This window comes from Ferroacidibacillus organovorans (assembly GCF_001516615.1).
In the GTDB taxonomy this organism is placed as follows: Bacteria; Bacillota; Bacilli; order Alicyclobacillales; family SLC66; genus Ferroacidibacillus; species Ferroacidibacillus ferrooxidans_B.
Genome location: NZ_LPVJ01000052.1, coordinates 1 through 22,688, shown reverse-complemented (window position 1 = coordinate 22,688; position 22,688 = coordinate 1). Strand labels below are relative to the sequence as shown.

Here is a 22,688-nt window from a genome sequence, read left to right as displayed (position 1 = left end):
CTCTGTCATTGGCGCGCTGGTCGTCGGTCTCAATGCAGGATTTGTCTGACCGGATTGGCCGCTTTGCAACGGTTCGCTGATTCCGCCGTTGCGCGGCCTTGTGCTCGTTGAGTACATGCATCGCTTGATCGCGCTGATTGCAAGCATTCTCATTCCGCTTAACGCGGTATACATGTGGTGGACACATCGCAAGAATCGTTTGGTGTCTCGCCTCGCGCTTTTGTCCATGCTCCTTCTCGCGCTTCAAGTCGCGCTAGGTGCACTCATCGTGGTGTTCGTTTTGCCGGGCGCGTTTACAACGATTGATGTCGGCAACAGCTTTCTTCTTTTAATTGTGCTGGCGTCGCTGACGGCCGCCGGTTGGCGAGAACATCGACAGAAGCTGACAAAACCAAGTGCAAAAGCGCTGCAAGAGGATGCCGACAAGGCAAAACCGTTTCGCGTCCCCGTGTCTTTTGCGCTCGGAGTTATCTTTTTTCAATCTATTGTTGGCGGCTATTTTCGTCACTCAGGAAACAGTCAGGCGCTATTTGGGCAACACTCCTACTTGCTCAGCCACCACCAACAGACCATGCCAAGCGAAACAGAAGCGTTGTTTTGGCTTGTCTTGCACATCGGTGTCACGGCAGGCGTAGTAGCTTCGATCGTTTGGCTGCTTACGCTGTCCGTACGGAATGGACGGTATCGCATAGAAGCGTTTGCTTTGTTCACACTGACTGTCTATCAGATTGCCGTAGGTTTCTTGACACTTCAAACCAAACTCGCCGTCAGTTCGGACACGCTCCATTTTGCTGGGGCAAACGCGCTTGTTGGGGTTGCCGGCTACCTCATAGCGCAAGTGCTTCTCGACGCGTCAGCCGTGCGGATTGAAGCGCGCGAAAAAACGCAGAGAAAGATGATTCCGGCACACTCGTAAAGAAGCTATCCATAAAGGAGAATCGGGAATGAGATACCGAAAAGCGGTTGCAACGGGAGTGCAGGATATGGCCGTCGATGTGCGATCGCGTGAAACGGCGCCGCGGACGTTTAAAAGCGTCGCGCGCGATTTGATCAACGTGACGAAACCAGGCATCACACTTTCCAATGCGATGATGACGTTTGTGGGGATCTGGCTTGGCGCAAGCCGGCATCCGGCGTTCTCAATCGCGATGATAACACTCGCCGGGAGCAGTCTCGTGGTGATGGGTGGGTGTGCCATGAACAATTTTATGGATCGAGATATCGATCAGTTGATGACGCGGACGCAAAGGAGGCCGTTGCCTGATCAGCGGTTGTCAGGCAGATCGGTGATTCTGCTTGGTGCGGTTCTTTCTTTTCTTGGCGTCGCCATGCTGTGTGCCTATGTCAATCTGCTGGCGGCTGCGATGGCGCTGATCGGTTTATTCTTTTACGTGATCGTGTATACAGGGCTCACGAAACGCACGACGACGCTCAGCACAGTTATCGGTAGTGTCTCAGGGGCGATGCCCCCCTTGATCGGCTGGACGGCGATGACGAATTCGCTGTCACTTGGAGCCTGGTTGCTCTTTCTCTTTATGTTCATCTGGCAACCGCCGCATTTTTGGGCGCTCAGCATGCGGCGCGTCAAGGAATACTCAGCGGCGCGCATCCCGCTTTTGCCCGTCAAATATGGATTTGCGCCAACCAAGCGCCAGATTGTCGCGTGGACGGTGATCTTGCTTCCCGCATCGCTCTTGCTGTATGTGTCACATGTTGCAGATGTATTTTATTTGATCTCTGCCCTTTTTCTTGGAGGTTTGTGGATCGCCAAGGCGCTGCGCGGCTTTCGCTCGAAAGACGACATCGCCTGGGCGACGGAGATGTTCAAGTTCTCGCTGATTTATCTCACGGGCATGGCGGTTGCGATGGTTTTTTGAATCGTGTCGCCAAGCGTCAGAGCGTCGAGTCCTGGGATCGGATGACTCGGCAGTTTCGCGCTTCAAGCGCCCTTACATAATCATCAGGCGCGTTTTGATTCGTGATCAATGCGTGTGGTTCGTGCAGACGGGCTACAGGGGAGAACGTCACCTTTCCAAATTTGCTGTCATCCGCTACGATATAGCCGCTCGTAGCGTTTTTTAGCATCATCGAGTCGGTTCGTCCCTCCATTAAATTAGGTGTTGTAAACCCCGCCTGTAAATCGACCCCATCCACGCCGACAAACGCGATGTCGGCATTCATGTTCTGCAATGCCTCGTCTGCCAGATGGCCGACTGCGGCGTAGGAGCCGCGACGGACAACCCCGCCGATCATGACGAGTGTGATGTGATCGACTGCCGCAACCTCTGCCGCAATGTTGATGGCGGTCGTCACGATGGTGACGTCCTCTTTTTTTAGGAGTTCCCGGGCAATGTGCGTGGTGGTTGTTCCAGCGCTGAGAATGACCACTTGTCCATTTTTTACGAGTGAGGCGGCGATCTTTGCGATCTCGCGCTTCTCTTGGGTGTGAGTGTTCAATTTTTCTTGAAATAGCAATTCGAGTGGTTGTGCTGAATTGGCGACGGCCCCTCCGCGGACGCGGCGAATAAAGTTCTGGGACTCAAGGATCTCCAAATCCCTTCGCAGGGTCACTTCACTCACCGCGAACCAATCCCGCAATTGCTCGATGCGAACTTCTCCGTGTTCTTCTAAATAAGTAACAATATAGTTGCGTCGTTCAAAAGCGCTGAGTGATTCGGGTGTCTCCATGGATGAATAGTTCCCTTTCTAGGAGAAAGTAGCTGGACATCTTTTCATTTTAGTACAGATGCACAATACGCGCCACAGCGAATCATGCTATTCGTCTGTTTTGACTTCATTTCGAAATGAAAGTTTTTTGTTTCGAAACATGAATTATTGATGCGCATTAGCGATCGTTTGTGCTATGATTTTGATGTAGGCGGTTTCATAGATAGATTGTTTAACCATTCTTTTGAAAGGGAGATGACCATGAAGAACGCGGGCAATGAAAGCGGCAGCGGGCTCGTTCGCGGAATTAGTCTTTTTCAAGCGACGGCCATCAACATGTCACAGATGGTAGGGATCGGTCCTTTTATCACGATTCCGCTGATTCTGTCAGCCATGGGGGGACCACAGGCGATCTTTGGTTGGGTCGCAGGCGCGCTTTTGGCGATGGCTGACGGGCTTGTGTGGAGTGAGCTTGGGGCAGCCATGCCGGGTGAAGGCGGTTCTTATGTGTACTTGCGCGAAGCGTTTCAGTATCGATCGGGAAAGATCATGCCCTTTCTTTTTGTTTGGTCAACACTGATCGCGACGCCGCTGATCATGTCGACCGGAATGATTGGTATGGCAAATTATCTGAGCTTTTTCTGGCCAGGAATGACTTCGCTTGACACGAAACTCGCAGCCGTTCTGATCACGGTCATCACCGTGGCGCTTCTCTATCGCCGAATTGATTCGATCGGGAAAATCACCACCGTATTGTGGGTCGGAATGATTTTAACCGTTTTGATCATGATTGTGGCGGGAGTAACGCATTTTAATCCGCACCTCGCATTTGCGTTTCCGAGTGACGCGTTTCTTCCGTCGAAGTTTCTTCTGGGGCTTGGCGGCGGCATGTTGATTTCGATCTATGATTACATGGGCTACTATACGATCTGCTACATGGGGGACGAAGTGAAAAACCCGGGCAGAACCATTCCTAAGTCTGTCATATTGTCGATTGTTGCAGTAGGCATTATCGATATCTTCATGAATCTTGGCGTCATCGGCGTTGTCCCCTGGAAGATTGCGATGAGCAGTCAGAATATCGGCACGCTTTTTATGCAGGATGTGTGGGGAAAGCCAGGGGCTGCAATCATCACGCTCCTCATTCTTTGGACTGCGTTCGCATCGGTGTACACGGGACTGCTTGGGGCGTCCCGGCTGCCCTATAACGCGTCTGCCGACGGTCTGTTTTTCCGCAGCTTCGGAAAACTTCACGAAAAATACAATTTCCCGCACATCTCGCTGCTTGTCATGGGGCTGATCACAGCGATCTGCTGTTTCTTCAACCTCTCACAGATTATCAATGCGTTGATGGCGGTTGCGATTGTCGTTCAGTTCATGGGGCAAGTCGCAGCGCTCACGGTGCTTCGCAAACGCCAGCCCAATTTGCGTCGGCCTTTTCGCCAGTGGCTCTACCCGCTTCCTAGCATCATTGCGTTTGTAGGCTGGGCGTATGTGTTTTATTCGTCAGGTTGGTCGGCGATTGAATTGGCGATCGGTTGGACGGTGCTTGGTGTGATAGCGTTTTTGATCTGGGCGTCTCGCGAAAAACAGTGGCCGTTTGGCGTCAAAGCCATTCATGAAACCTATCTGACAGAACGAAAAAGCGCTGGATCGCATTCTTGAGCATAGCATTTGGCACAGATATGGATGCAAAGGGAGACCGTTTTCAATGGGAAATGCCCGCATGGATGATGAGATTGCTCGTTTTGTCTTAGCGTTTGATTTTGGCGGTACGAAAATAGCCATCGCGACGGCGACGCTCGATGGCGAGCTGCTCCACCGCACAAATTTGGACACGGCTTTGTGCGGGGATGGAAAGAATGTGTTACAGCAAGCGATTCTGGCGGGTCAAGAACTCGTTTTGAAGACGGCAGCGCCAACCAGGGGTTCCCTGGTTGGCGTAGGTGTTGCCACGATGGGGATCACCCTCAAGGATCGCGTGTTGATGGCGCCGAATGTTCCGGGTTGGGCGGAGCTTTGTATGGAGGAAGCCTTTCAAAACGCTTTTCCGGGCGTAGCGGTTCAGATCGACAATGATGTAAAGGCGGCTGCGCTGGCTGAACTGAAAAAAGGCGCGTTGCAGGGAGTCGATTTTGGGCTTTTTGTGAATCTTGGCACGGGAATTGCGCTGGCGTACACGCTTGATGGCAAGGTTTTACAAGGCGCGCACGGGGCTTCTGGGGAAATCGCCTATAACATGCTTTCAAAGTTTGAACCGTCAGGCGCCCGCGATGACACGGCGCCGCTGGAAGAGTTTGCTGGTGGGAGATCCATTGGCGAGCGCGCCTCGCGCCATTTTGGTGAAAAGATGTCGGCGGGCGATCTCTTTCGCAAAGCGCAAACCGACGATAAAGCCAAATCGTTTGTAGAGGAAACCCTGCAAGAAATTGCATTTCACTTAACCAATGTGATGATCGCTTGGGACCCAAGTGTTGTCGTATTTGGCGGCGGCCTGATGGGTGCGGGCGATCTTATTTTACCGTACCTGTCAGGGTACACGGAGCGCTTCGTTCCGTTTCCGCCAGAACTCAAACTGGCACATTTTCGACGCGACGCAGGGTTATACGGGGCTATTGAATTGGCGTTTTTGGGATGGAGGAGACAATCATGAAAAACCACACACTCACAGAGATCAAAAACCAGCCTGCTTCCTGGGAACAAACGCTCAAGATCGTCCCTGCGCAGTGGCGTGCGATTGCGAAGGGCCTAACGCTTTCACCGCAGACGCAATTTCTCTTTATCGGTTGTGGCACGTCGTTTTATCTCGCACAGAGTGCATCGCGCCTGTTCCAAGCGGTGACAGGCTATAACGCATCGGCTGTCCCTGCCTCTGAGGTTTTTTTAAGCGATTCAAGTGTCCTTTCACGCAAAGCGCCGACCGTTGCGTTTGCGATTTCGCGATCGGGGACTACGTCTGAGGTATTGATGGCGGTCAACCATTTGGCACAACATCACAGAACGGTCGATGTGATTGGCGTGACATGCACGGAGGGCAGCACACTCACAAAGGATACGCGCAACCACATCGTCCTCTCCCACGCCGCTGAAAAGTCGGTGGTCATGACCCAATCGTTTACGAATATGCTGCTCGCTCTTCAGTGGATCGCGGCAGATCTTGCGATGCGTCCGGATCTGATCGAGGAACTCGAGAGACTGCCAGAACTCGCTGCCCAGTCTCTCACGGGAGCTGAACATTTTGGAAAGACGTACGGGAGGACTTCTGATGCTTCGTCATTTATCTTTCTTGGGCTTGGCGCCTATTATGGCCTTGCCGCAGAGGCGACACTCAAACTAAAGGAAATGACACAAGTTCCGTGTGAGTATTACACCACGCTCGAGTTTCGCCACGGCCCGATCTCGATCGTGCGCGCCTCGACGAGAGTGATCATCCTGGCAGATGAGGCGCATGCATCGTACACGGCATCGCTTGTGCGCGATGTGCGGGCGGTAGAAGGGCAGGTTGTCTGTCTCACGACGCAGTCGAATGACACGCTTAAAGCTGAACGCGGTGTGTTTGCATTGCCAGATGGACTGTCTGATTGGAGCCGTGCAGTGCTTTACATGCCGGCGCTGCACTTTCTCGCTTACGAAAAGGCGACGCAGCTCGGCTTTGATCCTGACGCTCCGCGCAACCTGAGTCAGGTGGTGATTTTATAAAGAATGAACATTCGCGTCTTTGAAAATCCACAGATGGCGGCCGTCTATGCGGCTGCTTTGGTTGAGCAAGTTATCCAATCGGTCCGAAATCCGGTTTTAGGCTTGGCGACGGGTTCCACACCCATTCCTTTATACGAGTCCCTGGTGTCGTTTCATCGCCAGGGACTGAGTTTCGCGCATGTGACAACGCTCAACCTGGATGAATATGTCGGGCTGTCCGCCGATCATCCGCAAAGCTATCACCATTTTATGAATGAACACCTTTTTCGGCATGTGGATCTTCCGGCAGAGAAGCGATTTTTGCCAAATGGCGCGGCGCCTGATCTGGCACTTGAATGCGAGCGCTATGATCAGATCATTCGCGAACATCCGATTGATCTGCAGATCCTTGGCATTGGTTTGAACGGGCATATCGGGTTTAATGAGCCGGACGTTGCGCTCAAGGCGAATACGCATGTCGTGACACTGGCGCGCGACACGATTGAGGCGAACGCGCGCTTTTTTGGCGAACAAGAGCGCGTTCCGACAGAGGCGATCACGATGGGCTTGCAGCCGATCCTGATGGCCAAAAAAGTGTTGTTGCTCGCATTTGGCCGCGAAAAGGCCAATGCGGTGCTGAGCGCGGTGCGCGGAGATGTGCGCACCTATTCACCGGCGAGCATTTTGCAAGTGCACCCGAATGTCACGTTTATCTTAGATCGCGAAGCGGCACATATATTGGAGGCGTAAGAGATGGGACTTGTATCGACACATGAAATGTTCGCGCATGCGATGCGAAACGGATATGCGGTAGTCGGGTTTGCGGCGTACAACCTGGAGACATTGCAGACCGTCGTGCAGACGGCCGAGCGACTCGGAGCGCCACTGATGATTCAGACCACACCGAGCACGATTCAAAGCGCGGGTGTTGCATACATCTCGGCGATTGTGCAGCTAGCGGCAAAACGCGCACGGATTCCGGTTGCGCTTCACCTCGATCACGGCGCGACGCTTGAACAGGTATCGGAGTGTGTGGATAACGGGTATTCTTCTGTGATGATCGACGGTTCTCACCTTGGATTTGAAGAAAATGTCGCACTCGTTCGCGAGGCCGTTTTGATTGCGCACGCGCGCGGTGTGAGCGTTGAGGCAGAACTTGGCCAAGTGGGTGGCGTCGAAGATGATTTGGAGGTAGACGTAGCGCAAGCGCGGTACACGGATCCGGCGCTGGCACGCGAATTTGTGGAGCGTACAGGCATTGACTCGCTCGCCGTCGCGATCGGCACGGCGCACGGCGTCTATCGTGGGGAACCGAAACTCGACCTTTTGCGACTGGCCGAAATTCGTCGGCGCGTGGAGATTCCGCTTGTCTTGCACGGCGCGTCAGGCGTCCCGGATCCCTTGATTCGCGAGGCAATTCGCGCGGGGATCACCAAGATAAACATCGCAACGGAACTAAAAATACCATTTGCAGAAGCGCTTCGCACCTACTTGATTGAGCACCCTGCAGAGGCGGATCCGCGGAAATATTTCATGCCCGCGCGCGAGGCGTACGCCCGGGTGGTTGAAGCGAAGATCGAACTCGCCGGCGCAAAGGGCCGTTATTAAATGAAACCGTACGTCTTGACGGTCACTGCCAACCCGGCGCTTGACAAAACCTATTTTATCGAGGCGTTCCGTCAGGGAGAGGTCCATCGCGTGCGCCGTGTGATGAAAGCGCCTGGCGGCAAGGGGATCAATGTATTGCGCGTCTTGCACACCCTTTTGGTGAATGCTTGCGGCACAGGTTTTTTAGGGGGAGAAACGGGCGAGTGGATCGCTGCTGAACTGACACGGATGGGGATACGCCACGATTTTTACAGGATTGCCGACGAGACGCGCACCACGGTCAACGTCGTGGAAACAGGACTTTCGGATGGGGCGCGGCGAAACAGTGAATTGTTGGAACCGGGTCCGACTGTTATAGAGGATTTGAGTCTCTTTTTTGAGCAGCTGGAGGCGCATTTGTCAAAGGCGGAGCATGTCGTCATGAGCGGAAGCCTGGCGCCCGGCTTGCCGACTGACTTTTACGCGCAAGTGATTCAGCGCACCGCACGACGCGGCGGGAAAAGTTACGTGGATACACGCGGAGAGGCGATGGTCGAGGCGATCAAAGCGCGGCCGCATCTCGTGAAGATGAATCAAGTGGAGTTTGAAGAACTGCTTGATGCAAGGATGAGGGATCGCAAGGATTTTCACGATGGGCTTGAGACGCTCTGCGAAAAGGGATGTGACGCGGCGATTGTCACCTGCGGTGCAAATGGATACTATGCCCGCGCAGAGGATGGAAGTGTGTGGGAGGGCCTCACACCTGCGCTTGTTGCGGTCAATCCCGTGGGGAGTGGAGACGCCTTTTTCGCAGGGCTTGTCGCTTCGCTTTCGCGGGATGAAGGCTTTGTTGAGGCGTTGCGACTCGCGGGTGCGTGCGGCGCGAGCAATGCGCTGCGCGCTCAAGTCGCAGAAGTAGCGTATGATGAGGTTATGAAGTTCAGGGCTTGTCTGAAGATCGAAAAAGTGAGGTGAATGCCGTGGCGCAACCGTATGATTTGCCGCTAGATGAGCTTAAAATGTATCGGCCAAAGCTCACGCGCGAGGCTGACTTTGACGCGTTTTGGGCGTCTACGTTAGCCCTTATCAAAGACGCCGATGTGCAGGTTTCCATGCGAGCAGTGGAGTACCCGGCGGATGGCGTGCGCGTGTATGAACTTTCGTACCACGGGTTTATGGGCGCGACGATCCGCGGTTTTTACGCGGTTCCTGATCGGGACGGTCCTCATCCTGGCCTTGTCGTTTTTCACGGCTACAACTGGTCGTTTGACGGCGGCATCCACACCATCGTGAATTGGGCACTCCACGGATACGCGACGTTTGGCATGTTGACGCGCGGACAACACAGCAGTCAGGACAATGCAGTCAGTTCGCACGGCCATCAACTCGGCTGGATGACAAAAGGGATACTTGATCCACAGGAGTACTATTATCGCGGCGCCTACATGGATGCGGTGTTGGCGCTCGAAGTGCTCGCGCAACAACCGGACGTCGATGAGCGGCGCATCGGAGTGACTGGTGGAAGCCAAGGGGGCGGTCTTTCGCTCGCGGCTGCGGCGCTGTCTGAACGCGCGGCGGTGGTTGTCGCGGATTACCCCTACCTCTGTCATTTTCGACGCGCCATTGATGTCTCACCGACGGGGCCATACCTTGAAATCAACGAGTTTTTTCGAAGGAACACGGCGCCACAGATCGAAGAAACGGCGATGAAGACACTCTCTTATTTTGATGTCATGAACCTCGCCCCGCGGATCACGTGTCCTGTGCTCATCTCCGTGGGCTTGATTGATGAAATTACACCACCCTCCACGATTTTTGCGGTTTACAATCATCTGGCTTGCGCGAAGCAGATTCGCGTGTATCGCTATTTTGGGCATGAAGAGATGCCAGGGTTTCAGACGGAGAAGTTGGCTTATTTAAAAACGTATCTGAAATAAGGCGCGATCGCTCAAGGAGGTGTTTAGGTTGCGCGTTGGGATCATCGGTCTTGGCGACATTGCGAAAAAAGCGTACCTCCCAATCTTGGGAGCGCGCGCGGGGATTGAACTGAAAATCGCCACGCGAAACGTTGCCGCGCTTCACGATATCGGGGAGCGCTACCGCATTCCGGCGCGCTACTCGTCGGTCGATGCGCTGCTTGAGGCAGGGATTGACGTTGCGTTTGTGCACGTCGCGACAGATGCGCACGTGCCTGTCGTAAAGGCGCTGCTTCAGGCGGGTGTGCACGTCTACCTCGACAAACCGATTGCCAATACCTATGAAGAGGCTTTGTTGCTTGTAGAGATGGCAGAACAACATGGATGTCTGCTAAGGATCGGATTTAATCGCCGCTATGCCCCGATGTACCGCCACGTCAAGACGAATGAAACGCCGGATCTGATCGTGATGCAAAAAAATCGCACGTCCCTTGCAGGAAGTCCCCGCACTGTGATTTTTGACGATTTTATCCACGTGATTGATACGCTGCGATGGCTTGGACGGAGTGCCTATGATACGCTTGATGTGCGGTGGAAGATGAAAGGAAATGAGCTTGCGTACGTGGTCGCGCAGCTCAGCGTGAATGAGCACACGGCGATTGGCATCATGAGTCGCGAGAGCGGATTGAACGAAGAGACGCTGGAAGTGATGCGTCCTTTTGAAAAATGGATCGTCCGCGATCTCGCAGAGCTTGTGCATTGGCGGGGAACCGCGACGGTGACAAAGCGTAGTGACTGGCAAAACGCGTATGAAGCACGCGGTTTTGGCGCGATGGTTGAGGATTTTTTTGCAGCGGTTTTGCGCGGGGGAGATGATCTAACGCGAGACATGCTTGAGACGCATCGCGTTTGTGAAGAGATCATCCGCGTAATTGAAGCAAAGTGAAAGTTTTTGTGGAGGGATCGGGTGAGGGAAGTCGCAGTTGTCATTTTTGTGCTTTCGCTTGGAATGGACACGTTGTTGATGTCTGTTTCTTTAGGTGTGACAGCCTGCGCCACACGCAGCCGATGGCGAATCGGACTGACGTTTGCCGCGGCAGAAGCGATCATGCCACTTTTTGGCTTGTTCGTTGGGAGCGCTCTTGGACGTCTCGTTGGAAACTGGGCAGCCTTGATGGGCGGGATAGCGCTTGTCGGTGTGGCGATATGGCTCATCTTTTTTGAAAACGACGACGATGATGGAAAACGGACTCGCCAGTTGACTTTATGGGGACTTCTCTTTACTGCGATCAGCGTCAGTGTCGACGAGTTGGCGGTTGGGCTCTCTATGGGATTCATGCAACTCCCGGTTGGTCTCCTGGTTATCTTGATTGCAATCCAGGCGTTTTTCTTTACGTGGCTTGGACTGACCTTTGGCGGCAGATTAAAAAAACACCTCGGAGAATGGTCAGAAAAAGTGGCGGGTGGAATGCTTGGTTTGCTAGGTTTGTGGGTCCTTATTGCGGCGCTCCGCCATATCGCCTAGTGACGAATGGGTTGATGGATCGCTTCGCCGAAATATTCGTTGTTATTGAAGACTCCCATTCTTCTTTAAAGGAGTGAGTTGAGATTCCCGAAATGCCTAAAGCAATCCTTCTTGATCTTGATGATACGATTCTCTCCTATGAAAGTGTGGCTGACGCGAGTTGGCTTGTGGCATGCCGCGATGCGGCAAGTGAGATTGTGCCTGTTTCGGAGGGAGAATTGCTTCACGCCTTAAAGGAAAACGCACGGTGGTTTTGGAGCGATCCGACGCGCCACAAAGTGGGGCGCATGGATCTTCTCGCCAGTCGCAAGACGATTGTCGACATGGCGCTCACTTCTCTTGGCGTTAGCCATCCTTCTCTCGCAGAACGGATCGCCGTTCGCTTTGAAGAGGAGCGGACGCAAGCGATCGATCTTCTTCCTGGGGCATTGGAAACGGTGCAATTCTGGAAAGAGGCGGGCATTAAACTGGCACTGCTCACCAATGGCGCTTCACACTCTCAACGCGCTAAAATTGATCGTTTCACCCTATCCCCATACTTTGATCTCATTCTCATTGAGGGGGAATTTGGAGTAGGCAAACCAGAAGAAAGCGTGTATCAACATGCGCTGAATGTACTGAATGTTCCCGCTTGCGACGCGTGGATGATTGGCGACAACGCGGAGTGGGAGGTTGTGGCGCCGCAGCGAATGGGAATTAAAGGAATATGGGTCAATGGAAAAAATGCGGCATGGCCAGAGGCGTTTGCGACGAAACCGTATCGAATCATTCGCAGGTTGAGTGATCTCTTGTAATTTGAGACGATGATCGACTTGATCATCGAAGGGTGAGGTGTAACGATGGGGATTCGCGTAGGAATTATCGGCACGGGGTATGGCGCCAGAGTGCATGCACCCGTTCTTTTGAAGCATCCGGATTATGAATTGGTGGCGCTTAGTGGCGTAAGGCCAGGAAGGGCGCGCGCGGAGGCAGAGCGATTATCGATCCCACAGGCCTTTGATGATTGGAAGAAGATGATCGAAGAATCCGCATTAGAGATGGTGGTCATCGCGTCAGAGCCGATGGTGCACGCCGATATGACGACTGCTTCGCTTGAGGCTGGGGTACACGTGTTGTGCGAGAAGCCGCCCGCTTTGAATCTCGCTGAGGTAAAAGCGATGAAAAGGGTCGCAGATGTGAAGGATCGTCACTTGTTCATCAATTTTGAGTGGCGCTATCTGCCGGAGCGCCAGGCGATCAAACGCTTGCTCGAAGAAGGGAGCCTCGGTGACGTCATTCACGTTCACTGGCGAGAGGCGCGCGGGATGCTTGATCGTATTCGCGAGGCAGAGAATACATGGCTGTGGAAAGCGGAGCGTGGCGGCGGAATGCTCGGGGCCATCGGGTCGCACATGATTGACGCGCTGCACCACTGGTTTGGCGATCTGGAGACGGTTCAAGGGCAGTTGGTGCGCCAGATCAAAACGCGGCGCGGTGAACACGGCCCTGAAGAGAGCACGGCGGATGACTCGTTTATGTTTTTAGGAATGTTCCAAAAAGGCGGCACCTGCTCGGCGCAATTCATTTCGTCCGCAATTGGCGTCGAACCTCGACTCGAGATTTTCGGAACGAAGGGGACACTTGTCTTGGAGGGGAATTTGCTTCGTATCGCGACGCCGCCGTCGGCGGAATTCAAGGATGTGGAACTCCCAAAGCGCATGGATGAGAGCGGTTTTCCTGCAGCGATCCAAGCGTACATTCATCCGCAGTGGACACTTTATACAGAGCTTGCGCGCGCACTGGTTGGAGAGAAGCGGGACTCGCTTCCGGATTTTGACGATGCGATACGTGTTCAATCGGTGCTGGATCAACTAAGGAAATGAAAAAATAGATCATGGCAGGTTTCGCGGTGTGGGCTGTGGGTTTGTTCACTTTTTCAGGGTGCGGTATCGAAGGGATCATCGAATCTCAGGTTCTCGATATAAATCGGGATATGTATTAGATGGTGGCGCTCTCGCGCCACCGTCGGCGAGAACAAATAACGACGCAGGAGGGATGTTGTGATGGACTGGGCTCAGGTCGAAAAATCATTAATGGACGCAGCCGCCAAGGCGGGGGCACATGCACAAGAAAAGGCTCGACGAGCTGGTATTCCTTTTTTCGTAGAAGATCATCAAGGGGTTGAACAGTAATCGTTGAATCTGATTAAAACTATCTGTATACTATCAATATGGATAGATTAGTGACGATAGGCGAAGCGTCGAAGGTGTTAGGAGTATCCATTACGACACTCCGTCGTTGGGAAAAAGAAGGTCGATTACAGCCGGATGAAATAACGCCCGGTGGTCACCGCCGATACGATCTGTTGAAACTGCGGCCGGAATTGTTCCGTCCTTCAACGAAGCGACAGGAAGACCGTAGTCTATGCCAGAGTTTCAAGCCATGATCAGAAAGAGGACTTGGAACGGCAGAAGCAAGTCCTTGAAATGTACTGTGCTGCACAAGGATGGACGTTCGAGGTCGTTGCTGATCTTGGATCAGGCATGAACTACCACAAAAAGGTTTGAAACGACTGTTGAACGCCATTTTGCAGGATGAAGTAGGAAGGCTGGTCATGACGCATAAAGACCGACTTCTGCGGTTTGGAGCAGAACTTGTTTTTGCTATTTGCGAGGCGAAAGAAGTGGAAGTCGTCATTCTCAACCAAGGAGAAGACACCACGTTTGAAGAGGATCTTGCCAAAGATGTACTTGAAATTATTACGGTATTTTCTGCGCGGCTCTACGGTTCCCGGTCACGCAAAAACCAGAAATTGATTGAAGGCATGAAGAAGGTGGTTGACGATGCTGAGAAGCCATAAGATTGCGCTTGATCCAAACAAGCAGCAAGCCACCTATTTTTCTAAAGCCAGTGGTGTGGCTCGGTTTGCCTACAAGTGGGGTCTTGCGGAGTGGAAGCGCCAATACGAGGCGGGTGAAAAACCAACGCAAGCTTCACTTCGTCGGCAACTGAACGCGATCAAGCGCGAACAGTTCCCTTGGATGCTAGAAGTCACCAAAAACGCGCCACAAATGGCATTGATTCACCTTGGTGATGCGTTTTAACGGTTTTTCGAGGCGTTGCGAAGTACCCAGCCTTCAAAAAGAAAGGGATTCATGACAGTTTTACGCTCACGAATGATCAATTTTCCGTCAGTGAGAAGCGCATTCGCATTCCGAATCTGGGATGGGTACGAATGCGGGAAGTGTTGCGTTTCTCTGGCAAGATCCTATCCGCTACCATTTCGCGTAAGGCAGACAAATGGTTTGTGAGTATCACGGTGGATACAGAAGAGATGCCGCCAATATGCGAAAACCAAGCGATTGTCGGCGTGGATTTGGGTGTCAATCGATTAGCCACCTTGTCTGACGGAACCTTCGTGACAGGCGCAAAGCCGCACAGAATACTCTTGAATCGTTTGCGTCGTTTGTCACGTTCCTTGTCTCGTAAGCAAAAAGGCTCAAAAATAGAGCAAAAACCAAGCTCAAACTTACGAAGCTCCATGCGAAGGTAGCCAATATCCGCAACGACGAACTGCACAAACTCACCACCAGACTAGTAAGTCAATACGGTGTGATCGTCATTGAGGATTTGAACGTCAAAGGTATGATGGCGAATCATGGCTTGGCAAGAGCGGTCGGAGATATGGGCTTTCACGAGTTTCGGCGGCAGTTGGTGTATAAGACGGCGATGCGTGGTGGTGACCTCATCGTAGCGGACAGGTGGTTTGCATCAAGTAAAATTTGCTCGAAGTGTTGGACAAAACAAGAAAGCATGCCGCTATCGATACGCGAATGGACATGTTTGGAATGCGGTACTCATCATGACCGCGACCTGAACGCGGCGAAGAATTTGATGAAATTGGCCGTGAGTTCCACGGTGATAGCCTGTGGAGAGGACGTAAGACCTGCTCATACCAGAGGCGACCTCGACGAAGCAGGAATTCAACGTCAAAGCTACCTATGCGTAGATTTGAGTAAGTTTGAAAGAACGGCTTGAGTCGTTGAATGATTATCTAAAATCTGGCGTCACCGCATCGCTCATCGGGTCATCAGGTGCCGGGAAATCGACGCTTGTGAACCACTGGATGAATGCGGATGTCCAGCATGTCCAAGCGGTTCGCAAAGAAGACCGCCAAGCACAAGCGCAAGAGCGCGAGAAGTGGAAGAAAATCACCAAATCAGCGCGCCAAAAGGTGCGCTGGTGAAGAAGAATACACAAAAATGCCGCAGCATGCTTTCATGTGCCGCAACAATGAAATGGTGCAGTGATGAAACGGCGAAACGGGGTTGGAGGCTTCCGGCTGTCCGCTTAGCGCGCGACGCCAATCATTTAAAGCGCATCTGGATGCGGCGCGTGAGTGAAACGAAGAGCAGCGCCTCGACGAGCACCAGCGCGAGTTGGATGAGCCACACGACGAGCGGGTCGGTCATTCCGATCAGCATCACGCTCATGGATACGCTCATGAGCGAGCCGATGAGCAGTTCGACGACGTCAAGCAGACTTTGCAATTTTAGCATCCAGATCGCAGGCGCGCAGATGGTCACGATCGGCAGGATGACGCTGAGCAGTTTGCTCCCTGTGGTCAGATCGATCAGCATCGCGAAGATGAAGGCGAGCGCCATGCAATTGATCATGGAGGCGCGCATCGTGATGTGGCGCGGGGCGTGCGCGACGCGTGCGAACATCTGATAATAGGCGAAAAAGCCGATGAGCGATCCGATGAAACTGGTGGCGATGAGCATGGGACACCTCCTGTGTTGACGTATGTATATGCGAGACAGTATCATTCAAGTAATTGAATCGCGATGGAGCTCGCGTAAGCCCGGCTGTGGGATGATAGCCCCTACAAGTGACCTTGGAGGAAACTCTGTGGCGCTTGTGGGGGTTTTTGCTGAGGTCGAACGGGACGCGATGGTCGCAAAACCTAAAGAGACTGCAACACCTAGAGGAGGAAGTTGTGTGAAACAGGGAGATCGTGTGGAGGCGCGCATCGTCGCGCTCGATCAGCGCGGCGCGTGGGTGGAGCATCAAGGCATTCGCGCGTTCGTGCCGCTCGCAGAACTCGCGTGGTACGAGATTGAGCACCCGACGGTCTCGCTTGGCGTTGGCGATTTGCTGCGCGTGCGCCTTGTAAAGAAGATGGGGGATGGCTTTTGGGAGTGTTCCGTTCGACGGGTGGATGAAGACGTGGATGATGCGGGGACATGAGGCGTGGCCGGTCGGTTGTCATCACAGATCGATAGAGACAACTTCGATGGATGAAAGGTGTGTCAGGTGTTGGCTGAGGAGAAAAAGCGTGCAGAAACGTTGCGCGATCGGTCATTGCGGGGGATGTCGCGCGCCAATACGGCGCAGTGGCAGTCGGTGGGGTCATCGGGGCGCTTTTGCGCGAACTGCTCGAGGTGGCGGTGCCGCCCGTGCACGGATTTCCGCTGGCGACACTCTTGATCAACTGGTCAGGAAGCTTTGTCCTGGCCTGGTTTTATACGGTCACCATCTGGCGCTTTAAGGTGCCTCAGTGGATGCGCGCGGGCATTGGAACGGGGATCATCGGAGCGTACACCACGTTTTCCACGTTTGTCGTCGAGACAAACGCGCTTCTCATGCATGGGCAAAACGCAACCGCACTTCTCTATGTCGTCCTAAGCCTCGTCGGTGGCTTTCTCATCGCGCTGCTCGGGAGCCATTTGGGCGGAGAGAGGAGGGAGATCGGATGATTGAGTGGGTCGGCGTTGCGTTTGGCGGAATGATCGGCGCGTGCGCACGCTTTTTATCACCAACCAGATCAACGCACGCTGGAAAAAGACTTTCCCGTTGCGACATTTCTGATCAACATCACCGGCGCGTTTTTACTCGGCTATGTCTATGCGGCGGCGCGTCCGAACAACCTCGTGGATTACTGGCTGCGAAGCGCCATTGGCATCGGGTTCATCGGTGCGTACACCACGTTTTCTACATGGATGTTTGAGAGTGCGACACTGCGCGATCGGCGCGCAGTGAAAACGATGATTGCCTATCTGCTTGCGAGTCTTGTAGTCGGACTGGTTGGCGCGTGGGTCGGTTCGCGCCTCTAGTTGTGGCGCGAGTTAGGAATCACTTGCCAAGAGGCGCTGTGTCTACTACCCTTAACCTATTGAATAGGAATAAGCGAGAATCGTTTGTTCAAATGGGCCAAAGGGGATGGCGGGATGAGTGACTCTTTTCCAATCGATGAGGTTCGCGCACATTTTCCTGCGCTAAAGCGTCTTTATCACGGTCAGCGTGTCGCCTACTTTGACGGACCTGGCGGGTCGCAAGTGGCGCAATCGACGATTGATGCGATGACCTCTTACATGGCGCGCGGCGGCGCGAATCTGCACGGCGTTTTTCCGACGAGCGTTGAGACAGAAGCGACCATCGCAGACGCAAAGACAAAACTGGCGGCACTTCTTCATACAAAACCGTCGGAGATCGCATTTGGCGCCAACATGACGACCCTTACGTTTGCCATATCGCGTGCGCTCGCAAGAACGTGGGATGCGCAGACAGAGATTGTCGTCACGGAACTTGACCATCGCGCAAACGTGGATCCGTGGCTCACGGCGGCGCGCGATCGCGGCGCAAAACCGGTGTGGCTGCGTGTGAATAAAGAGAAGCTCGCGCTTGATCTTGATCATCTTGATGAAGTGATTACCCCGCGCACGAAAGTGGTCGCGGTGGGCCTTGCCTCTAATGCAGTCGGGACGATTACGGATGTGCGGCGGATCGCACAGCGCGCGCATGAGGTGGGGGCGCTCGTGGTGGTTGACGCGGTGCACGCGGTGCCGCATTTTTCCGTTGATCGAGAGGTTTTGGACGCTGACATCCTGTTGTGTTCGACGTATAAGTTCTTTGGCCCGCACGTCGGCGTCGCGGCGATTCGCGAGGGACTGTTTGCGCACTTGGACGTTTACAAACTGGATCCGGCCCCAACCTATGATCCGGACAAACTCGAAACAGGTACGCAGAGCCACGAAGGGATTGCCGGGATCGGTGGCGCGCTCGATTTTGTGGCAAGCCTTGGTGACGGGACGACGCTGCGCGAAAAGATGGTTTCTGCCATGAAACGGATCGAGGCGTATGAGGACAGTCTGGCGCGCCACATGCGAGCGGGGTTACAGGCGATGCGCGGTGTGCGGCTTTTTCGGCAGAAGAGGGAATCCCTAAAACGCCGACGATTGCGATCACGGTCGATGGGCAGGATGCGCGCGCAGTGTGCGAACAAGTGCTTGAAACGGCGAGTGTTTTTGTGGCAGATGGCCATTTTTATGCGAGTACACTGGCTGATCGGCTCGGCGTAAATTCCTGCGGTGGCTTCGTGCGGGCCGGGATTGCGCCGTACAACACGCAAGAAGAGGTGGACCGCTATCTGAATGCTTTAGAGCGAATCGCGCGATAGCGTTTTGCCCTGGCATGAAAAATGAAGTCAAGTGCCTTTTTGCTTTGTAAACGCGTGCAAGTCTTTTCGGGGGAGTTGATTGCGGGTGTTTCGCACGGCGAAATGCTATAATAGGTAAGCTACATACAAAAAGGAGGTTCTCATGATGGAAAAACGCAAATTGGGCGGACAAGGCTTAACTGTATCCGCGCTCGGTCTAGGCTGCATGGGAATGTCCGATTTTACGCTGGGCGAGACGATCAAGAGTCGATCGCGACGATTCATCCGCGCATTGAACTTGGCGTCGATTTTGTTTATACTGCAGATATGTACGGCGTTGGACGCAATGAGGAGCTTGTCGGCAAAGCATTAAAGGGACGCCGCGATCAGGTGATCATCGCGACAAAGTTTGGCAATCGGCGGGCGCCGGACGGAACATTTCTTGGTGTTTCGGGACACCCTGACTATGTCCGGCAGGCGTGCGAAGACAGTTTGAAGCGACTCGGAATCGAGACGATTGATCTCTATTATCAGCATCGGGTGGACCCGGACGTGCCGATTGAGGAGACGGTGGGGGCGATGGCGAGGCTTATAGAGGAAGGCAAGGTGCGCTTTCTCGGATTGTCTGAGGCGGCGGCGTCAACGATCAAAAAGCGCACGCGGTGCATCCGATCAGCGCGCTACAAACGGAGTATTCACTGTGGAGTCGGGATGTGGAAGATGAGATTCTGCCGACGTGCCGTGAACTCTCGATTGGTTTTGTCCCATACAGCCCGCTTGGACGCGGCTTTTTGACAGGAGAGATCCGCACGTTTGAGGATTTGGCAGAAGACGACTATCGTCGCTTTTCACCGCGTTTTCAAGGAGAAAACTTTGCGAAGAACCTGCAACTCGTGGAGCGGATTCGCGAGTTGGCGGCACAAAAAGGGTGCACGCCGTCGCAATTGGCGCTCGCGTGGCTGCTTGCGCAGTGGGAGCAGATCGTGCCGATTCCGGGCACGAAACGGCGCAAATATCTCGAAGAAAACGTCGGCGGGACTGCGGTTCACCTCACACCGTCAGAGCTTTCTTCCATCGATCAAATTGCGCCAGTCGGTGTCGCGGCAGGAACTCGCTACCCTGAACAGGGCATGCGCGGCGTCAATCGCGTAGTCTGCGAGCACTGCGGTAAGCGGGAATTGATCTGTGATGCAGCGCAAACAGGCAACCAAGCCACGAACCGTGGGGCGGTTGCCTGTTTCTTTGCTGTGAGTCCACCAACTGGGCCATCCTGCCTTGACGATGAGCTAAAACGTGAGTTTGCGAACGTTTACGTTGTCCTCGATGATCGGCCAGAGTTGCGGGAAATCGGCGGGCATCGTCCACAGGCTGATACCGCGCAGTCCGTAGCGTTTGACAAGATCAAGCTTTGCGAGAATGCTGCGCGCGTCTTCAAACCACACCTCGTGTGCGCGATGCTGTGCGTCAACATAGCGATAAAACGGCGCCTGATACGTGGTGTTGTATTGAATATCGACCTTGTACTTCGCGGCGCGTTCGACGGCCACTTGTGGGTCAAACGTCTCGGCAAGCGATTTGCCCTTGACAAAAGGCAGTGTCCAGTCGCGCCCGTACGTAGGAACCCCCATCATGATTTTGTGTTTGGGAATCGCCGTGACTGCGTAGTTGAGCACTTTTTCCACTTCGTTGATCGGCGCAATCGCCCACGGCGGGCCGCCTGCCCATCCCCACTCGTAGGTCATGAGCACCACGAAATCGCACAGTTCGCCATGGACCGGATAATCGTGTGCGACATAGAGCAGCCCCTGCTGATGGGCAGATGTCTTTGGCGCAAGCGCCGTGGAGAGAAGAAATCCGGCCTGGTGGATGCGCGCGGCAACTTTTCGCAAAAAGACATTATATGCGTCCTTGTCTTGCGGATAGAGGTACTCAAAGTCGATGTTAAGCCCTTTGAGTCCCTGGCTGTGCATAAGTTCAAGCGCGTTTGTGATTAGCGTGTCTTGCACGGCTGGCGTATTGAGAATGGCATGCCCCACGTCTGAACTGAACATGCTGCCTGCATAGTTTGTAAGGACGAGCATGGGCACCACATGGTGATTGCGCGCGATCTGCAGGAGACTCGAGGTCTCGATCGGCCGGATCGTTCCCTGTGCGGTCGCCTGGTGGCTAAAGGGGCTGGCATATGTGAGATCATGCGCCACCTGAGTGAGATTGTTCTGACCTTTTGCGCCAAAATCTGTGTAGTATGCGTTGACTTCGATCATCGGCAAGGATGCTTTGTTGATGTTGCCAGTCGGAATTACCAACGCTTGACCAATGACCAGTTCATCCGGTGTGGTTAATCCATTCATGTGAATCAAGGTGTCGAGTGAAACATTGTATCGTTTGGAGAGTGCGTAGAGCGTGTCGCCATGGGACACGATATGGATGATCACGGCGGTTTCCTAGTGTTGCTTTCAAAGCAGGAATGAACGCGTAGTCTGGCGAATTAAATGAGCATCGTTTGTTTCTCAGATTTGGAAGGCGCAAGTCTTTTGAGCATTGGAGGCGAATGGATCGTGAAAGAAATGATTACTGCCGCAGACAAAAAGCAATTCATTCAATGGTTTTTGGAGAATTATGAACTCAAAAATCCTGAATCTGAATGGCTTTTACAATACCTCTGCTCAAGCGAACAACTGCTCGCCAGGGTGCACTTCACAGACCAATTTCGCAACAGTCCAAAGGCCTTGCTCATGTCAACGACCTGTGTGCAAATGACCGCCTTCAAATTTTACAAAAATAAGCGCGTGACGTCTGATGTGGAAAAGGCGTTTCTCGATGTGCACAATCACCCGGAAGAAGATGTGTACGTTACACTTTATTTCCGGGATCGCGCAAGCAGTGCACGCTACAAGGCTGTCGTTGAAGCGCAAGCCGAGACGCGTTACACGGCGTCGACCCTTGAAGTGTTAAGCAGCCTGATCGCTGAACTATGGCTTGACCGCATTGCGCGGGAATATCGCGAGTCTGTCTTGCGCAAGCGCATTGATGACGCGCTTTTGGCAAAAGATGAACAAGAATTTTATAAGAGTGCGGCAGAACTGCGCACACTTTTACAACAAAGCGAATTTTGAACGATCCTGCACGCGGTGTATCAAGCCTTTACCGCGTGCCTTTTGTTCCATTCAGGAGGACAAGTCTGTGCGATTCGAAGAATTGAGCATAAGCGACATCAAACGCGTGTCATCTCTTTGCGACACACTTGTGATCTGTGTAGGGGGCTCACACAGCGCGCCGACACACTGCCTGTCGGCACATCGTGGATGATCCTTCGACGCATTCGCGATGGTGTCGAGCGAAGACTGGGCGGGCGGGCGCTGACGATGCCGCTATTGCCATTTTATGTAGAGCAGGGACGTACCGGCTTTGGCGGGCTTGACTCTGCCCAGCAAAGCGCGTATATCACATCTTTGATACGCTCTATAAACGAACATGTCGCACTTCGTCATCTCGTCTTGTGCACGGATCAGATTGCCACCGAACAGGCGCTGATGCAGGCACTGATCCCGTTTCAAACCAAATCGTTGCGCGCGACTTCATTTGTTTGGTGGCGTGACACGCCATTTCCTGCGACAGATTCGAAAGAACCTTTGGGTTTTACACCTGAGATGTTTTTCAAAGAAGCGCCAGATTTTTGGGATGAGTATTTGCTGCTCACAGAAATCGCGCCCCGTCTCGCGCAAAAAGCACAAGGTGGGCAGGGCCAACCAGAGCGTGTCACATCTTTTCTGACAATTGACGATGTGCTGCACAAGCGGATTCTCACACTTTGGGAGACAAACAAGGATAATCGCTGAACGGCTCGGAAAGACTCGTAAATGGAGGTGAGTCTTTGAACCGTTTGGCCGACTTTTTA

General features: G+C 53.4%; 26 protein-coding genes and 3 pseudogenes. 26 read left to right on the top strand and 3 right to left on the bottom strand.

Features of this window, described 5'->3' with window-relative positions:
• Positions 1-88 precede the first annotated feature (88 nt).
• Together ATW55_RS11285 and cyoE are read left to right on the top strand one after the other, a co-directional pair.
• Positions 89-916 carry a COX15/CtaA family protein gene (locus tag ATW55_RS11285; protein ID WP_067717480.1) on the top strand — a complete coding sequence of 276 codons (828 nt, stop codon included), beginning with the start codon at positions 89-91 and terminating at the stop codon, positions 914-916.
• Positions 917-944: 28 nt separating this feature from the next.
• The gene (gene cyoE / locus ATW55_RS11280) at positions 945-1,877 is read left to right on the top strand and encodes a heme o synthase (RefSeq protein WP_067717470.1); all 933 of its coding nucleotides are present in this window, start codon (positions 945-947) and stop codon (positions 1,875-1,877) included.
• Between the two features lie 16 nt (positions 1,878-1,893).
• Here cyoE and ATW55_RS11275 read toward each other — a convergent pair whose 3' ends face one another.
• A complete protein-coding gene (locus ATW55_RS11275) occupies positions 1,894-2,688 on the bottom strand; it encodes a DeoR/GlpR family DNA-binding transcription regulator (RefSeq protein WP_067717469.1) in 795 nt (264 codons plus the stop codon).
• A 240-nt stretch (positions 2,689-2,928) separates the two neighbouring features.
• Here ATW55_RS11275 and ATW55_RS11270 point away from each other — a divergent pair, with 240 nt between their 5' ends.
• From ATW55_RS11270 to rsgA, 16 genes and pseudogenes are all read left to right on the top strand, one after another.
• On the top strand, positions 2,929-4,332 hold the full coding sequence (locus tag ATW55_RS11270) for an APC family permease (RefSeq protein WP_082685778.1): 1,404 nt from the start codon (positions 2,929-2,931) through the stop codon (positions 4,330-4,332).
• A gap of 46 nt (positions 4,333-4,378) precedes the next feature.
• Positions 4,379-5,320: an ROK family protein gene (locus ATW55_RS11265; RefSeq protein ID WP_067717453.1), complete on the top strand. Its 942-nt coding sequence runs from the start codon at positions 4,379-4,381 to the stop codon at positions 5,318-5,320.
• Positions 5,317-6,366 (top strand): SIS domain-containing protein, encoded by a 1,050-nt coding sequence (locus ATW55_RS11260; RefSeq protein ID WP_067717450.1) that lies wholly within the window; start codon positions 5,317-5,319, stop codon positions 6,364-6,366. Before ATW55_RS11265 ends, ATW55_RS11260 begins: the two co-directional genes overlap by 4 nt.
• A gap of 3 nt (positions 6,367-6,369) precedes the next feature.
• Positions 6,370-7,095, top strand: coding sequence for a glucosamine-6-phosphate deaminase (gene nagB / locus ATW55_RS11255; RefSeq protein ID WP_067717446.1), 726 nt, complete (start codon positions 6,370-6,372; stop codon positions 7,093-7,095).
• Between the two features lie 3 nt (positions 7,096-7,098).
• Positions 7,099-7,953 carry a tagatose-bisphosphate aldolase subunit GatY gene (gene gatY / locus ATW55_RS11250; protein ID WP_067717443.1) on the top strand — a complete coding sequence of 285 codons (855 nt, stop codon included), beginning with the start codon at positions 7,099-7,101 and terminating at the stop codon, positions 7,951-7,953.
• Positions 7,954-8,907, top strand: coding sequence for a 1-phosphofructokinase family hexose kinase (locus ATW55_RS11245; RefSeq protein WP_067717437.1), 954 nt, complete (start codon positions 7,954-7,956; stop codon positions 8,905-8,907).
• 5 nt (positions 8,908-8,912) lie between these two features.
• Positions 8,913-9,869, top strand: coding sequence for an acetylxylan esterase (locus tag ATW55_RS11240; protein WP_082685791.1), 957 nt, complete (start codon positions 8,913-8,915; stop codon positions 9,867-9,869).
• Positions 9,870-9,897: 28 nt separating this feature from the next.
• Positions 9,898-10,794, top strand: a complete 897-nt coding sequence (locus ATW55_RS11235) for a Gfo/Idh/MocA family protein (protein ID WP_067717434.1) — start codon at positions 9,898-9,900, stop codon at positions 10,792-10,794.
• A gap of 21 nt (positions 10,795-10,815) precedes the next feature.
• Positions 10,816-11,373: a manganese efflux pump MntP family protein gene (locus ATW55_RS11230; protein WP_153005131.1), complete on the top strand. Its 558-nt coding sequence runs from the start codon at positions 10,816-10,818 to the stop codon at positions 11,371-11,373.
• 92 nt (positions 11,374-11,465) lie between these two features.
• Complete coding sequence (locus ATW55_RS11225; RefSeq protein ID WP_067717431.1) at positions 11,466-12,167, top strand: HAD family hydrolase; 702 nt, start codon at positions 11,466-11,468, stop codon at positions 12,165-12,167.
• 45 nt (positions 12,168-12,212) lie between these two features.
• The gene (locus ATW55_RS11220; RefSeq protein ID WP_067717428.1) at positions 12,213-13,235 is read left to right on the top strand and encodes a Gfo/Idh/MocA family protein; all 1,023 of its coding nucleotides are present in this window, start codon (positions 12,213-12,215) and stop codon (positions 13,233-13,235) included.
• A gap of 180 nt (positions 13,236-13,415) precedes the next feature.
• On the top strand, positions 13,416-13,544 hold the full coding sequence (locus ATW55_RS17035; RefSeq protein WP_268753397.1) for a hypothetical protein: 129 nt from the start codon (positions 13,416-13,418) through the stop codon (positions 13,542-13,544).
• 38 nt (positions 13,545-13,582) lie between these two features.
• Positions 13,583-14,212: pseudogene (locus tag ATW55_RS11215) on the top strand (IS607 family transposase).
• The gene (locus tag ATW55_RS16555; protein WP_201024975.1) at positions 14,196-14,456 is read left to right on the top strand and encodes a helix-turn-helix domain-containing protein; all 261 of its coding nucleotides are present in this window, start codon (positions 14,196-14,198) and stop codon (positions 14,454-14,456) included. Before ATW55_RS11215 ends, ATW55_RS16555 begins: the two are co-directional and overlap by 17 nt.
• A 131-nt stretch (positions 14,457-14,587) precedes the next feature.
• Positions 14,588-15,390 (top strand): annotated as a pseudogene (locus ATW55_RS17350) (RNA-guided endonuclease InsQ/TnpB family protein).
• Positions 15,374-15,598 carry a GTPase RsgA gene (gene rsgA, locus ATW55_RS11205; protein ID WP_067710821.1) on the top strand — a complete coding sequence of 75 codons (225 nt, stop codon included), beginning with the start codon at positions 15,374-15,376 and terminating at the stop codon, positions 15,596-15,598. The pseudogene ATW55_RS17350 and the gene rsgA overlap by 17 nt, the downstream one beginning before the upstream one ends.
• A gap of 121 nt (positions 15,599-15,719) precedes the next feature.
• Here rsgA and ATW55_RS11200 read toward each other — a convergent pair whose 3' ends face one another.
• Positions 15,720-16,136: a hypothetical protein gene (locus ATW55_RS11200; protein WP_067710824.1), complete on the bottom strand. Its 417-nt coding sequence runs from the start codon at positions 16,134-16,136 to the stop codon at positions 15,720-15,722.
• A gap of 217 nt (positions 16,137-16,353) precedes the next feature.
• On the opposite strand from ATW55_RS11200, the gene ATW55_RS16350 reads away from it, so the two are divergent.
• The 6 genes and pseudogenes from ATW55_RS16350 to ATW55_RS11175 form a co-directional block, all read left to right on the top strand.
• Entirely contained in the window at positions 16,354-16,602 is a 249-nt protein-coding gene (locus ATW55_RS16350; RefSeq protein WP_067710826.1) for a S1 RNA-binding domain-containing protein, read from the top strand.
• 146 nt (positions 16,603-16,748) lie between these two features.
• Complete coding sequence (locus ATW55_RS11190; RefSeq protein WP_067711044.1) at positions 16,749-17,111, top strand: fluoride efflux transporter FluC; 363 nt, start codon at positions 16,749-16,751, stop codon at positions 17,109-17,111.
• A 78-nt stretch (positions 17,112-17,189) separates the two neighbouring features.
• The gene (locus tag ATW55_RS11185) at positions 17,190-17,468 is read left to right on the top strand and encodes a fluoride efflux transporter FluC (protein WP_082685774.1); all 279 of its coding nucleotides are present in this window, start codon (positions 17,190-17,192) and stop codon (positions 17,466-17,468) included.
• 114 nt (positions 17,469-17,582) lie between these two features.
• Positions 17,583-18,713: an aminotransferase class V-fold PLP-dependent enzyme gene (locus ATW55_RS11180; RefSeq protein WP_235587100.1), complete on the top strand. Its 1,131-nt coding sequence runs from the start codon at positions 17,583-17,585 to the stop codon at positions 18,711-18,713.
• Entirely contained in the window at positions 18,626-18,811 is a 186-nt protein-coding gene (locus ATW55_RS17030) for an aminotransferase class V-fold PLP-dependent enzyme (RefSeq protein WP_336433222.1), read from the top strand. The genes ATW55_RS11180 and ATW55_RS17030 overlap by 88 nt, the downstream gene beginning before the upstream one ends.
• 145 nt (positions 18,812-18,956) lie before the next feature.
• Positions 18,957-19,923, top strand: a pseudogene (locus tag ATW55_RS11175) (aldo/keto reductase); the annotation flags it as partial.
• 153 nt (positions 19,924-20,076) lie between these two features.
• Here ATW55_RS11175 and ATW55_RS11170 read toward each other — a convergent pair.
• Positions 20,077-21,225: a glycosyl hydrolase family 18 protein gene (locus tag ATW55_RS11170; protein ID WP_067710834.1), complete on the bottom strand. Its 1,149-nt coding sequence runs from the start codon at positions 21,223-21,225 to the stop codon at positions 20,077-20,079.
• Positions 21,226-21,357: 132 nt separating this feature from the next.
• Between ATW55_RS11170 and ATW55_RS11165 the strand changes: the two genes are divergently transcribed.
• Both ATW55_RS11165 and ATW55_RS11160 read left to right on the top strand, forming a co-directional pair.
• Positions 21,358-21,906: a YpiB family protein gene (locus ATW55_RS11165; RefSeq protein WP_235587000.1), complete on the top strand. Its 549-nt coding sequence runs from the start codon at positions 21,358-21,360 to the stop codon at positions 21,904-21,906.
• A 117-nt stretch (positions 21,907-22,023) separates the two neighbouring features.
• Entirely contained in the window at positions 22,024-22,629 is a 606-nt protein-coding gene (locus ATW55_RS11160) for a hypothetical protein (RefSeq protein ID WP_153005130.1), read from the top strand.
• Positions 22,630-22,688 lie beyond the last annotated feature (59 nt).